The 13,300-nt window shown below is 66.6% G+C and carries 14 protein-coding genes and 1 pseudogene; 4 read left to right on the top strand and 11 right to left on the bottom strand.

What is annotated here, in order from left to right; genetic code table 11:
- Positions 1-170: 170 nt before the first annotated feature.
- The 5 genes from ccsB to ACQCSY_RS13125 are packed head-to-tail and all read right to left on the bottom strand — an operon-like array spanning position 171 to position 5,206.
- Complete coding sequence (ccsB, locus tag ACQCSY_RS13145; RefSeq protein WP_427129400.1) at positions 171-1,304, bottom strand: c-type cytochrome biogenesis protein CcsB; 1,134 nt, start codon at positions 1,302-1,304, stop codon at positions 171-173.
- A complete protein-coding gene (gene resB, locus ACQCSY_RS13140; protein WP_427129399.1) occupies positions 1,304-3,151 on the bottom strand; it encodes a cytochrome c biogenesis protein ResB in 1,848 nt (615 codons plus the stop codon). Before resB ends, ccsB begins: the two co-directional genes overlap by 1 nt.
- Entirely contained in the window at positions 3,151-3,906 is a 756-nt protein-coding gene (locus ACQCSY_RS13135) for a cytochrome c biogenesis CcdA family protein (protein WP_427129397.1), read from the bottom strand. Before ACQCSY_RS13135 ends, resB begins: the two co-directional genes overlap by 1 nt.
- 14 nt (positions 3,907-3,920) lie before the next feature.
- On the bottom strand, positions 3,921-4,538 hold the full coding sequence (locus tag ACQCSY_RS13130; protein ID WP_427129395.1) for a TlpA family protein disulfide reductase: 618 nt from the start codon (positions 4,536-4,538) through the stop codon (positions 3,921-3,923).
- A 2-nt stretch (positions 4,539-4,540) separates the two neighbouring features.
- Positions 4,541-5,206, bottom strand: a complete 666-nt coding sequence (locus ACQCSY_RS13125; protein WP_427129393.1) for a histidine phosphatase family protein — start codon at positions 5,204-5,206, stop codon at positions 4,541-4,543.
- Positions 5,207-5,419: 213 nt separating this feature from the next.
- On the opposite strand from ACQCSY_RS13125, the gene ACQCSY_RS13120 reads away from it, so the two are divergent.
- The 3 genes from ACQCSY_RS13120 to ACQCSY_RS13110 all read left to right on the top strand — a co-directional run bounded on the left by ACQCSY_RS13120 (position 5,420) and on the right by ACQCSY_RS13110 (position 7,970).
- Complete coding sequence (locus ACQCSY_RS13120; RefSeq protein ID WP_427129392.1) at positions 5,420-5,968, top strand: YceI family protein; 549 nt, start codon at positions 5,420-5,422, stop codon at positions 5,966-5,968.
- 237 nt (positions 5,969-6,205) lie between these two features.
- On the top strand, positions 6,206-6,970 hold the full coding sequence (locus ACQCSY_RS13115) for a hypothetical protein (RefSeq protein WP_427129390.1): 765 nt from the start codon (positions 6,206-6,208) through the stop codon (positions 6,968-6,970).
- A 214-nt stretch (positions 6,971-7,184) separates the two neighbouring features.
- Entirely contained in the window at positions 7,185-7,970 is a 786-nt protein-coding gene (locus ACQCSY_RS13110; protein ID WP_427129388.1) for a hypothetical protein, read from the top strand.
- A gap of 51 nt (positions 7,971-8,021) precedes the next feature.
- On the opposite strand, the gene ACQCSY_RS13105 is transcribed toward ACQCSY_RS13110, so the two are convergent.
- A complete protein-coding gene (locus ACQCSY_RS13105; protein ID WP_427129386.1) occupies positions 8,022-8,717 on the bottom strand; it encodes a redox-sensing transcriptional repressor Rex in 696 nt (231 codons plus the stop codon).
- A 74-nt stretch (positions 8,718-8,791) separates the two neighbouring features.
- A complete protein-coding gene (locus ACQCSY_RS13100) occupies positions 8,792-9,052 on the bottom strand; it encodes a glutaredoxin family protein (RefSeq protein WP_427135819.1) in 261 nt (86 codons plus the stop codon).
- 143 nt (positions 9,053-9,195) lie between these two features.
- Between ACQCSY_RS13100 and ACQCSY_RS13095 the strand changes: the two genes are divergently transcribed.
- A complete protein-coding gene (locus ACQCSY_RS13095; protein ID WP_427129384.1) occupies positions 9,196-10,014 on the top strand; it encodes an HAD family hydrolase in 819 nt (272 codons plus the stop codon).
- A 128-nt stretch (positions 10,015-10,142) separates the two neighbouring features.
- On the opposite strand, the gene ACQCSY_RS13090 is transcribed toward ACQCSY_RS13095, so the two are convergent.
- The 4 genes and pseudogenes from ACQCSY_RS13090 to ACQCSY_RS13075 form a co-directional block, all read right to left on the bottom strand.
- Entirely contained in the window at positions 10,143-10,241 is a 99-nt protein-coding gene (locus tag ACQCSY_RS13090) for a 30S ribosomal protein bS22 (RefSeq protein ID WP_003792170.1), read from the bottom strand.
- Positions 10,242-10,445: 204 nt separating this feature from the next.
- Entirely contained in the window at positions 10,446-10,658 is a 213-nt protein-coding gene (locus ACQCSY_RS13085) for a helix-turn-helix domain-containing protein (protein WP_427129382.1), read from the bottom strand.
- A gap of 201 nt (positions 10,659-10,859) precedes the next feature.
- Entirely contained in the window at positions 10,860-11,972 is a 1,113-nt protein-coding gene (locus ACQCSY_RS13080) for a 3-deoxy-7-phosphoheptulonate synthase (RefSeq protein ID WP_427129380.1), read from the bottom strand.
- 327 nt (positions 11,973-12,299) lie between these two features.
- Positions 12,300-13,233, bottom strand: a pseudogene (locus ACQCSY_RS13075) (IS30 family transposase).
- Positions 13,234-13,300 lie beyond the last annotated feature (67 nt).

Genomic DNA, 13,300 nt, shown 5'->3' with positions numbered 1-13,300 from the left:
ACCCTCGTTTGACGCCCAAGTAACCCCCATTTGACGCGAACGGCCGCTAAGCGTGGTGGCTTAGCGGCCGTTCGTGGCAAATCGCGGGGTCGGAGGGTCCGGAGCGGGGATCCGAGGGTCCGGCGCGGGTCCGGAGGGTCCGGCGCGGGTCCGGAACCGCTACCGGGAGGCTACAGCCCAGAGTAGGAGTGCAGTCCGTTGAAGAACTGGTTCACGATGGTGAAGTTGAAGACCACGCACAGGTAGCCCACAATCGACAGCCAGGCCGCGCGGGTTCCGGTCCAGCCGCGGGTGGCGCGGGCATGCAGGTAGCCGGCGTAGACCACCCAGATCACGAAGGTCCAGACTTCCTTGGTGTCCCAGCCCCAGAACCGGCCCCAGGCCTTCTCGGCCCAGATGGCACCGAACATGAGCGTGAAGGTCCAGCCGACGAAAGCGATCGCGTTGATCCGGTAGGACAGGTTCTCGAGGCTCAGCGCGGTCGGCACGAGGCGCATGAAGCCGAGCTTGTCGCCGCCGCCGGCAGCGACGGTCCTCTGCCGGTGCGACTGCACGAGCTGCAGCGCGGACATGGCAAAAGTCAGGGTGAACAGCGCGGAGGACATCACGGCGATGGAGACGTGGATGATCAGCCAGTAGCTCTGCAGTGCGGGCACGAGGTGGCCGACCGGCGTCCAGAAGGCGATGGAAGCCGCAACGAGCATGATTATGGCCAGGCCGATCACGAACGTTCCCAGGAAGCGCAGGTCGCGGCGGATCAGCACCAGCAGGAAGACAGCCACGGCCATGAACGCGCCGGTGGTGAGGAATTCGTACATGTTGCCCCACGGCACCCGGCCCGCGCCGATGGCCCGCGTGATGACGCCGGCAGCGTGGATCGCGGCGCCCAGGACGGTCAAGGCGACGGCGATCCGCGCCGGTACGCGCCGCTCGGCGCCGTAGCGCATGCCGCCGTCGGCGGTCTGGCCGACGCCGGTGGCGCCCGCCTGCGCGGTGCGCGACGACGGACGCTCGGCGCGGCCCACGGGTCCGCTGACGTCCGAGTCGGCGCGGTCGACGACCCGGGCTGCGCCCGATCCAACGCTGCCCGTTCCCATGCCAGCTCCCACGGGAATCCTTGCAGTGTCAGCACCGGCGGCTGCCCCGGCGAGTTCCGCGGCCTTGAGGTCCACCGCGCGCAGCATCTTGCTGCTCTTGGCCAGGTCCCAGGCGAAGGCGATGAACGCCACCGTGTAGGTGCCGGCAGCCAGCAGCATGAAGAGCTCGCTGTACTGGCCCATGGTTTCGTTGATGGGGAACGGCATTACTGGTCCTTCTTTGGCTCGTGTGAGCCTGCTGTTGACTGGATGAAGTCTGCTTCGGGATGTTCCGGGGATGCGTGGTGTGCACCGGCGCCGGGCGCGTCAGTATCCGCCCGGTCATTGTCCGCTGTTCCGCTGGGAGCTGACTGGGAGTCTCCGCCGGTAGCCGCTGCGGAGGAGCCTTGCTCGCCGAGCCGCCATTCGGCGGCCAGCAGGGTGCGGAGGGCGGCGGCTTCGCCGGCCAGCCGGTGGTCCTCGCCGCGGGCCAGGAGACCGTACTCCACCATGGTGCGGCCGTCCGCGTGTGTTCCGGTGCGGACCCAGACGCGGCGGCGGTTCACGTACAGCGAGGTGACCAGGCCGGCAACGGCCAGGAGCGCGAAGATCAGCGCGTAGAGCTGGCCCGGGTTGTGGTGGATGTCCACGCCGACGTACCGCTTGACACCGTCGAAGCTGATGGAGCCCTTGCCGTCCGGCAGCGTGTAGCTGGCACCGGGGGTCAGGACGATGCCCTTGGTGGGCAGGTTGCGGGCGTTGAGCGGGGTCAGCTTCTGCACATCGAGTTCAAACACGTTTTGCGGGGCGCCGCTGCCCAGGCCGAGGTCGCCGTAGTAGGAGTTCAGGGTCAGCTGCGGGTTGATCAGCTCGGGATCAGCGCTGAAGGTCACGCCCTGATCGGTGACGAAGGCGGTGGGCAGGAAGAAGCCGGCAAAGGCGAGCTGCTCCGGCTTGGCGTCGGGGACCTTGATGACCACGGAGGAGTAGTAGTTTTGGCCCTGCAGCTTGGCCACCACGGGGCCCTGCATCGCGACGTTTCCGGCGCCGTCGCGGATCGTGATGACGGGGGCGTAGCCGTTGCCTGTGAGGTAGACGCTGGTGCCGCCGAGGCTGAGCGGATCATTGACCTTAAGCACGTCCTTCTTGGCGGGCGCGTCCGGGGTTTCCTTGGTGGTCACATCGGCCTTGAAGTCGATGGGCTGGCCGAACTTGCCCTTCGATTCGCGGTCGAAGGTGATGTCGAACTTGTCCAGCTGGACGGAGTACGGCTGGAGCTGGCTGCTCTGGAAGTTGGTGCCCGGGGTGAACTGGTCGTAGCCGACGAGCGTGTTCACAAAGGTGTCGCCCTCGACCAGGATCCGCTGCCCGCTGTAGCCGAACAGACCGCCGATCGCTACCGAGACCAGCACCCCGATCAGCGCCGTGTGGAACACCAGGTTGCCGACTTCCCGCAGGAAGCCGCGTTCCGCGCCCAGCGACGGCCGCGCGCCGTCGTGGTCCCGGATATCGACACGGTACCCGCGCTTCTTCAGCAGCCCGGCGGCCCCGGTGACGGCGGCCGACGCCGGGATCCCGGCGTCGGCGGGGATCACGAGCGTGCCGTATTCGGGCAGCCGGGAGAGCCGTGCGGGCGTGCGCGGGGGCTGGGAGCGCATCGCCTTGTAGTGCACGATGGCGCGGGGTATCACGCAGCCGATCAGCGAGAGGAACAACAGGATGTAGATGGCGGAGAACCAGGCCGAGGAGTAGACATCGTAGAGTTGCAGCGATTCCAGGATCTTGCCGTAGTCCGGGTGGTCCTTGATGTACTGCGTGACGATCGAGGGGTTGGCGGGCCGCTGCGGGAACAATGATCCGGGAACCGCGGCGACAGCAAGCATCAGGAGCAGGAACAGCGCCGTGCGCATGCTGGTCAGCTGCGACCAGGCCCAGCGGAGCATGCCCAACGGGCCAAGCGACGGCAGGACGGCCTGGGCCTTTGCGGCGGCCACAGCGTCCGCGACGGGGGTGGCGGCGTCGGGCTTGGTGCCGGGGGCCGGGGACTTCTTCTTTACGTTCACTCGCTCGCTCATCAGATCGGCAATTTCACATCAGTTTGGAACCAGTACTGCAACCCGGAGACCCAGGCTCCCCACACGCCGCTGGCCATCAGCAGGCCCAGCACAATCAGGATGCCGCCGCCGGTGCGCTGGATGGCGAGCCGGTGCTTGCGGAAGAAGGACATCACGCCGATGCCGCGGCGCACGGCCAGGGCGATCAGCAGGAACGGAATCCCCAGCCCAAGGCTATACACGAAGGCCAGAAACGCACCTTTGGCCGCCGAGGATCCGCCGGAGAGGCTCAACAGCTGGACCGCGGAATAGGTGGGCCCGATGCACGGCGCCCAGCCCAGCCCGAACGTGATGCCCAGGAGCGGCGCGCCCCACAGCCCCGCCGGCGGCTTGGCGTGGATCTTCGCGTCGCGCTGGAGCCAGCCGAAGCCGCCCATGAAAACGACCCCCATGATGACCACCAGGATGCCCAGCAGCTGGGTGATCCATTTGCTCTGAGTGCCGGTGATCAGGGTCCCCAGCTGGCCGAACGCCCCGCCGAGCAGGACGAAGATCACAGAGAAACCCAGGACGAAGAGCCCGATGCCGGCCAGCATTCGGCCGCGCTTCTGCTTCTGGAGGTCGACGCCGGTCAGTCCCGTGACGTAGCCAAGGTACCCCGGCACGAGGGGCAGCACACAGGGCGAAAGGAAGGAGACGAATCCGGCCAGCAGGGCCACGGGGATGGCAAGCAGCAGCGAACCGTTCAGGATGGCTTCGGCGAAGGGGCTGTTCACGGTGCGGGCCGCCGCTACTCGGCCACGGCGGCGGCGATGAGGGACTTGAGGGTGCCCTTCTGGATTTCACCGAGGACGCGGGAGGCGACGCGGCCCTGCTTGTCCAGCACCAGCGTGGTGGGGACGGCGCCCGGCGGCACCAGGCCGGAGACGGCCAGCAGCACCGCGCCGTCCTTGTCGTTGAAGCTCGGGTACGTCAGGTTGAACGTCTTGTCGAACGCGTCGGCGGTGGCTTTCTCGTCGCGGAGGTTCACGCCGAGGAACTGCACACCCTGGCTCTTGAATTCCTGGTGCAGGGCCTCCAGCGAGGGCGCCTCCACCCGGCAGGGCGCGCAGCCGGCGAACCAGAAGTTGAGCACGGTGACTTTACCCTGGAAGTCCGCGGCCGTTACGGCGGTGCCGTCAAACAGGGTCCCCTTGATGGCGACCGGGGTCTTGCGGTCCGCGACGGCGAACTCCGTCACCGATCCGTCCCCGGCCACGTAGTTCTTGTTGTCCCCGGCCCTGGCCTGCTTTGCGAGCGCATCCTCCTGGGCACAGGCGGACAGCCCCAGCACTAGGGCCAGGGCCGCGCCGCCGGCCGTCAGGACGCTGCGGCGGGACGGCGTTGCTCCTGGATTGCTGCCTGTCATGCTCAAGCCCCCGGCGTGCTGGCGGCACCGGGCAGGAGTGCGGCAGCAGGCTCGCTGTAGTCGACCCGCACGAGGGTGCCGGCGTCGTCGAATACCAAGGAAGTGAGGGAGGTGAGCGTGCATTCGCGTTTCCGCGGATCGTGCCACAGCGGCTTGCCTTCGGCGCTGAGCCGGGTGGCCCAGATGGGAAGCTGATGGCTGACGAGGATGGCTTCGGCGCCGTCGCCGCCCAGTTCGATGGCCCGCAGGCGTGCATCCTGGACCGCGGCGATCACCCGGGCAGCCTGATCCTTGTACGGCTCGCCCCAGGAGGGACGGAGCGGGTTGCGGAGCATGGGCCAGTGCTTCGGCCTGAGGAGTTCCGCCGGGGAGACGTGAAGCCCCTCGAAGTAATTTTCGGCCTCGATGATCCGGGCCTCGGTGACGATCTCGAGGTTGAGGGCCTGGGAGATCGGAAGGGCGGTCTCCTGTGCACGGGTCAGCGGGGAGGCGGCGAGGTGGACGATCTTCGCCCCTTGTGCGGCGCGCTCGCTGAAGTGGTCCGCGAGCACCCGGGCCATCTGCTGGCCGAGCTCGGAGAGGTGGAATTCCGGCAGCCTGCCGTACAGGACGCGATCGGGATTGTGGACCTCGCCGTGGCGGAGCAAATGAACAGTGGCTTGGGGCATGTCTACCAGTTTCTCAAAGATGTCGGTCGATTCGAAATCTTCTACAAGTGGTAGAACTGAAAAGTATTGAGAAAAGTTCCGCCCGGGTGGAATAAAAGATGCAAATGCATGTTTATACTGGGTGAAGCGGTTAGTTGAGAGTTCAACCAATGATGCTTCAACTAACGATCAGACGAACATCCGCACGACCCACCCGACACAAGGAGAACCACCATGGCACTTCCCGCCAACGTCACCACCGGTATCTGGACGCTCGACAACTCGCACAGCGAGATCGCCTTCACCGTCCGCCACGCAGGCATCAGCAAGGTCCGCGGTCAGTTCAAGGACGCCGACGCCACCCTGGCCCTGGCCGAGAACGTCGCCGATTCCAAGGTCAACGCCAGCATCAAGACCGCCAGCTTCGACTCCGGCGACGTCAACCGCGACGGCCACGTCCGCGGCGAAGACTTCTTCGACGTCGAGAAGTTCCCGGAAATCGCCTTCGTTTCCAGCACCATCGTTCCCAAGGGCGACGGCTACGAACTCCAAGGCGACCTCACCATCAAGGGCGTTACCCGCCCGGTGGCCCTCGAAACCGAGTTCAACGGGGTGGCCGTCGATCCGTTCGGCAACACCCGCGCCGGCCTCACGGCTGCAACCACCATCAGCCGCAAGGACTTCGGCCTGACCTGGAACGCAGTTCTCGAAGCCGGCGGCGTCCTCGTCAGCGACAAGGTTGTCATCAACCTGGAACTGGCCTTTATCGCTCCCGCAGCGTAGTCAGTAGCTTGGCCGCTAGGCCTTAGCCCAGGCCGTTAGGCCTTGGACCCGCCCGGTCGATGCCCGGCAGCCGTCCTCAGCACCCCGCTTCATCCGTGTGATGAAGCGGGGTGCTGTCTTTTTCCCGTGCAGGTTTCCGCGGGAGGATCCAAACCCGCGGTGACGGCGCCCGGCCAGCCCCGCGACAGGCCGCAAATTCCCTAGATAACGGGGGAATCGCGGTCTACAGTGAGAGCCATGAGCAACCCCAATGATGTACCGCCGCAGCAGCAGCCGGGTGCCGAGTCCCCGCCGGCCAGCAATGTTCCGCCCGCCGGTTCCGAGCCGCCCCAGGTAAACCCGCAGGTCCCCCCGGGGTATCAGGCGCCACCGCCCGGCTATCAGGCTCCGGGTCCGCAGGGGTACCAGCCACCGCCGCAGGGCTACCAACCGCCGGGCCCGCAGGGCTACCAGCCACCGGGCCCGCGGGGCTATCAAGCCCCGGGCCCGCAGGGCCAGCCGGCCCCGGCCGGTGGGATCCGCTTCGAAATGCCGACGGACCGCCCCAGGAACTTCAGTGATGCAATGCCCCAGGGCGGTTTCTCGGGCATGTTCAGCGTCACCGCGATGCCGACCGAGCTGAAGGTTTCCTATTGGATCTGGCTCATCGGCGGCCTCCTGGGCCTTCTCGGCGGAATCATCGGCCTCTTCGGATCTTTTGTCCTCTTCGCTTTCGCGCCGGCCCTGGGCCTCGTGGTCCTGCTGCTCGTACTGGTGGCACTCGTCCTGGCGGCCGCCCAGATCATCCTGGCCATGAAGATGAAGGAAGGCCGGGAGTGGGCCCGCTTCGCCCTCACGATCGTGGCCGGCATCTCCCTGGTTCTGGCGATCATCGGCGCGAGCGCTGCCGAGGGCAGGGGTGGCGGAAACCTGCCGAGTTTCGTCATCAGCCTTGCGGCGACCGTGCTCATGTGGCTGCCCAACTCGCAGGCGTGGTTTGCAGGCCACCGGGGCCGCACCTAGCCTGCCCCGGCGCCGGCATTCCGCCGTGAGGCCGCAGCAGGGAGCGCGTCCCGCCGCGGCCGCGCGGCGTCCGGCGAAAGGGCTGAGAATACCTCACCGGAATGATCCGCACGGCGGACCGCCCGCGGTACGGTGGATCTGAACCATGCTGGGGCAGGGCAGGATCGCTGGTCCCGGTAGCCGATTCAGAGATCGACACGCAAAGGACCGCTTCATGAGCAACCCTCCAGTCCAGCCTTCACCTCCGGACGGCCCCGAGCCGGGCGAGCAGCCGACGCCGGGCCATGGCCAGGACGCACCGCAAAACGGTCAGCTGCCCCCGTCCGCCCCGCAGTACGGGCAGCAGGCGCCCCAGTCACCGCAGTACGGGCAGGCCCCCTCCGCACCGCAGTACGGCCAGAACGCTCCGCAGCCTCCGCAGTACGGGCAGAACGCCCCGCAGCTTCCGCAGTATGGCCAGCAGGCTCCCACGTACGGGAAACCCGAATTCGGGCAGTCCCCCTACGCCCAGTACCCCTCCGAACAGCCCCAGGGGCCGGGCGGCATGCCCAGGCTCGTCAACATTGCGTTCTGGCTGATCGTCGGCTCAGGCCTCGTGTGGGTGCTCTCCCTGCTGCTGTCCCTCGGCACCCTGGACACTCCCGCCGTCCGGAACATGTTCGAAGAGCAGATGGCCGCGAGCGGCACCAAAGTTGACTTCAATTCCATCAAGGGCTTCCTTGTAGGGACCATTGTGGTGTTCGCCGTGATCGGCGCCGTGCTCTACGCCCTCGTCGCGTTCAACGTCCGCAAGGGCAAGAACTGGGCCCGCATCCTGGGCACCGTCTTCGCCGCACTGTCAATCCTCGGCATCTTCCCGCCGAGCCTCGGAAGCATCGCCGCCCTGGCCGGCATCGCCGCAATCGTGATGCTGTACCTGCCGGCGACGTCGCCCTACTTCCAGAAGCGGCAGCCTTTCGCCAATCCGTACGGGCGGCCGGGGAACCCCTTCAGGAGCTAGACCCCCGGGAATCTGCATGCAGGGCGTGGGAGCCGGACGGGCTGACCGGAACTAGTCAGCATCCTCCGGGTCCTGCGCCCTTTGTGCGTGGTACGCCAGGATCTGCAGTTCGGTTGCCATGTCCACCTTGCGGAGGTTGACCCCCGGCGGTACCTGCAGCATCACCGGGGCGAAACTGAGGATGCTCCGCACGCCGGCGGCAATCACCCGGTCGCAGACGCTCTGTGCCACCGCGGCGGGCAAGGCAAGGACCACCATGTTGGCGCCGGTCCGCTGCAGGACGGGCTCGAGGTCGGCGGCGTCGCTGACCCGCAACCAGCCCACTTCGCTGCCCACTACCATCTGGTCGGCGTCGAAAATCGCCACGATGTCAAAACCACGGGATTCGAACCCGCCGTAGCGGGCCAGGGCCTTGCCAAGGTTGCCCGCGCCGACAATCGCGACCTTCCAGTCGTGCGTCAGGCCCAAGGCGGCGGCGATATTCCTGTTGAGGTACTGCACCTCGTAGCCCACTCCGCGCGTTCCATAGGAGCCAACATAGGAGAGGTCCTTGCGGAGCGTCGAGGAACTGACCCCCGACGCCTCTGCCAGTGATTCGGAGGAGACCCGGTCCACGCCTTCGGCCAGCAACGTGGTGAGGGCGCGCAGATAGATCGTCAGCCGGGCCACGGCCGCGGGCGGAATCTGCTTGGCGGCAGCCCCGGCTCCCCCGGGCACAGCCTCGGGAGATGAATCCAGCGAAGTCACTATCTGCTCCATTGCGTCGCGTTGTGCTTCCCACTCTAGAGCCACCGCCCTTCACGCAACAAAGCAGCCAGCCGTCAGGGCTGCTGGTCCAGTGCCCGCCGCAAGGTCCGCGCCAGGCGGACTTCGTCGATTTTCCAGAAGTCCCGCTGGACGCCGTTCACCAGCACCACGGGGATCTCCTCCGCGAAGCGTTCGCGCAACGCGGCGTCGTCGTCCACGGACTGTTCCGTCCAGTCAATCCCCAGAGCCGCCGTGACACGGCCGACGGCGGCGCGCGCGGCGGCGCAGAGGTGACAGTCAGCTTTGGTGATCAGAACGACATCGGGGAGGGGCACGGGCTTGGCCATGGTTACACGGTAGCCCGGCGGCAGGTCCGGCGTCGACGCGTGTTGCCCCCGCGCCGCGGCCGCAGGGAAGGCCGCGGCGGCGTCCACGGCCTGGCGACGGGGCCGCGCCGGTCATTGACTAGACTCGTGGCATGCCCGAGGAGAAGTATGTCGCTGTGGCCGGACAGCCTGTTGCGTCATCGCAGCACGGCGAAGCCGCCTTTTTCGACGTCGACAACACCCTCATGAAGGGCGCCAGCCTGTTCCATGTGGCCCGCAAGATGCACCAGCGCGGGGCGTTCACCATTCGCGAGGCCGCCGGTTTCGCCTGGAAGCAGCTCATGTTCGTACTCCGCGGCGAAAACATGGATGACGTCCACGCCGTCCGCGACTCCGCCCTGACCCTGGCCTCCGGAATCACGGTTGCGGACATCGAGGCCCTGGGCGAAGAGGTCTACGACGAAATGATTGAATCCCGGATCTGGCCGGGGGCCAAGGCCCTGGCCGAGCAGCACCTCCGGGTGGGACGCAGGGTCTGGCTCGTGACGGCGACCCCGATCGAGGTGGCCACCGTGATTGCGACGCGGCTGGGCCTCACCGGAGCGCTCGGCACCGTGGGCGAGATCCTGGACGGGTCCTACACCGGCCGGCTGGTTGGCGAGATCCTGCACGGCCCGGCCAAGGCGGTGGCCGTCCGCGGGATTGCCGAGGCCGAGGGGCTGGACCTCAACCGGTGCTGGGCCTACAGCGATTCGCACAACGACATCCCGTTGTTGAGCATGGTGGGGCATCCGGTGGCCATCAACCCGGACTCCAAGCTGCGCCGCCATGCGCGCGAAAACAACTGGCCGGTCTACGATTTCAGGTCCGGACGGCGCGCCGCCACCCTGGGGCTCAAGGCCGCCACGGTGGGAGGGGCCATCTACGGCCTCTGGCGCGGGTTCTCCCGCTTCCGCGGACCCACGCGGTAGGAACTCCCCGCGTTCCGCGGCGGAATCGGTCCTGCGCTGCGCCGTGCGCACGCGGATCCGGGCCGAAAAAGACAAAGAAATGCCCGCCGCCGGGAAGGCAACGGGCATTCACGCAGTGCGAAGTATTGCTACTTCTTATTGCGGCGCTGGTGGCGCGTCTTACGAAGCAACTTGCGGTGCTTCTTCTTGGCCATACGCTTGCGACGCTTCTTAATAACTGAACCCACGAAAGTCCCTCACAAACTAGATGCAGTACCTGTCTGCTGGAAGTCGTCCGCGGATTGAGCAACAGACTGAACAACTGACAGGTTCTTACAATGACGTAAAACGTTCCTTAACAGGGTACCGCTTATCCGGGGCGCCCCATGACCGCAGGCCCTATCGATTGCCCGCAGCCGCTGATTCGGTCCGCAGTCGACGCCGCGGAAGACTCAGCCTGTCTCCGTATGCCCGTCGACGACAGCACCCTTGACATACTGTTCGACGGCGTTTTCCGGCACCCGGTAGGAGCGGCCGAAACGGACGGCCGGCATCTCTCCGGAATGCACTAGACGGTACACGGTCATCTTTGACACCCGCATGAGTTCCGCGACTTCAGCCACGGTCAAGAAGCGGGCCTTGGAGAAGTTGGCCTCCGTAGACATTTCCTTTTATTCCTTTGCTCAAGCGAACGGCAACCCCATCTGGTGACATGGCGGTGTGCCGATGCTGAGCCATCCAACAACCATGTGGTAGTAACTCTAGTGGCTCGTGGTGCCAATGTGAAAGACTTCCTCAGGAATCCCTACGCACTTTCCGCAGGAATCCAGAAATTGTCCGGCCACGCCGCCGCTACCGCCACAGCCTCAGCCGCGGGTCCGGCGGGTGCGGGCCGAGGCCGCCAACTGGCCGAGCACCGACGCCGTCACGTCCCAGTCCATGCAGGCATCCGTGACGCTCTGGCCGTACGCGAGTTCATCCAGGCCGGCGGCGTGATCGGCGACGTCCAGGTTCTGAGCCCCGCCCACCAGGAAGCTCTCCAGCATGACGCCGGCAATGGCCCCGGCCGAGGACCCGGCGTTCTCCAGCTGGGAGCCGATTTCGAGGGCGACTTCGGCCTGGCGGTGGTGGTCCTTGCCGCTGTTGGCGTGGCTGGCGTCCACGATCAGCCTCGGGTTCAGCTGCCTCGCGGCCAGCTTCGCCGCGGTAGCCTCGACGTCGGCTGCGGAGTAGTTGGGACCCTTGCGTCCCCCGCGGAGGATGACGTGGGTGTCCGGGTTGCCGGCGGTGGCCACGAGCGCCGCCCTGCCCTCGCCGTCGATCCCCAGGAACGCCTGGGCCGCCGCGGCGGCGCTGCACGCGTCGAGCGCCACCTGAAGGTCGCCGTCGGTCCCGTTCTTGAAGCCGATCGGCATGGAGAGCCCGGACGCCAGCTGGCGGTGGATCTGGCTTTCGGTGGTGCGGGCCCCGATGGCGCCCCAGGAGACGAGGTCGGCCATGTACTGGGGGCTGATGGGTTCGAGGAACTCGGTGGCGGCGGGCAGGCCGAGCGCAGTGACCTGCCGCAGGAACCGGCGTGCGGCGCGCAGGCCCGCGGCGATGTCGTGGCTGCCGTCGAGCCGGGGGTCGTTGATGAGGCCCTTCCAGCCCACCGTCGTGCGCGGCTTCTCGAAGTACGTCCGCATGACGATCAGCAGGTCTTCGCGGTGCTTCTCGGCCTGGCTGACCAGCCGGCGGGCGTATTCCAGGCCGGCTTTGGGGTCATGGATGGAGCAGGGGCCCACGATCACGAGAAGCCGGTCGTCGACGCCGTCCATGATCGCCCGGACCTCGTCCCGGCCGCGCGCGACGACCTCGGCCATGCGGGGGTCCAGCGGGAGTTCCGCCATCATGTCCTGGGGTGTGGGCAGCGGAGTGAACTCGCTGACGCGCAAATTCGAGGTGGACTGCTGGGTTGCGGGGGCTGCTTCGATGCTCAATGTTCGGGTCCTGTTCCGGATGCGGAGCGGGCCCTGTTCAGAACCCGCCGGAGAAATGGCGAAGGGCAGAGAATGATCTCTGCCCTGTTGGCTCTGAAGGAAAGTTGGATGCGTGTCAGTTAGACGCGGGCCCCTCCAGAGCCAACGAAAAATACGCATACCAACGGTTAGTCATAGCGTTGAGCATAGTCCCGGGGCTGCGGCGGCGGCAAACCACGGCCGGCCAGTCCGCGTAACACAACTACTCGCGGCGCCTTGCCGCCTGCCGGTGGCGAGGGCGTTTAGCCGACATGACAGTTCGCGCCCAAGTTTCGGCCTCAAAGTCAATCAGTCGTTGCAACGATGGGTGTCAGGCGCGGTGGCGATGAGTTGGCGCATGCGTTGTTTCGGGGTGTCCAGGTTCAGGGTGGGGCGGGGCCGGTTGTTGAGTTTGTCGGCGATGACGTCCAGGTCCCCGGCGGTGAATCCGGAGAGGTCTGTGCCTTTTTCGAACCAGTGCCGCAGCAGCCGGTTGGTGTTTTCATTCGTGCCGCGCTGCCAGGGTGAATGCGGATCGCAGAAATAGACACCCGCGTCCAGGGCCATGCTGACACGCGGATACTGGACCATTTCGGTGCCGCGGTCCCAGGTCACGGTCTTGACCAGCCGTCCCGGGAGCCGGCGCATCTGCTCGATCATGGCATCGGCCACGGCCTGGGCGGTGTGCTGCCCTGGCAGGTGGAGCAGGACGGTGTACCGGGTGGTGCGTTCGACCAGGGTGCCGATGGCGCTGCGGCCGTCCTTGCCGATGATCAGACCTCCCAATGACCTGGAACTGCACGGTCAGCCGGGGGCTCTGCAGCTGGAACGCTTTGGGGCGCCGGCCCCGCTGATGGGTGCGGATCTGGGCCACGTCGGCCTGCTATTCCCCGTCAGCGCCCCGGTTGCGTCGGATTTCCCGCCACACGACGGACCTGTCCCGGCCGATATCCCGCGCAATCGCCGCGGCTGTCGCCCCGCCCCGCAGCCGCGTCATGATCACCGCCCGGTCAATCAGACCAAGCCTGTTCGACCCAGGCCGGCCCCGGGGCACAGGCCCGCCTACGACGCCGCCCTCAACACCCATCCGCATCTGCATGCGACCAGTCTTACCCAGCCACCGCAGGGTAGTGCCGCGCCACATGCCGATCCGGGCAGACGCCTCCTTGACCGACACCCCCTGCCGCAGCAGGGAAAAGAACTCGTCCTTCAGGGCATCAGAAGCCCGGTAACCACCCGGCATTGCAACCTCCAAGAATTCAGATGTTGCAACGACCGTATGATTCTGCCCGGAGAACACTGGTGTGAAG

It is taken from the genome of Pseudarthrobacter sp. S9, from assembly GCF_050156545.1.
In the GTDB taxonomy this organism is placed as follows: Bacteria; Actinomycetota; Actinomycetes; order Actinomycetales; family Micrococcaceae; genus Arthrobacter.
Note: the sequence above shows the minus strand (reverse complement) of the source record. Positions and strands in the feature narration are given on the sequence as shown.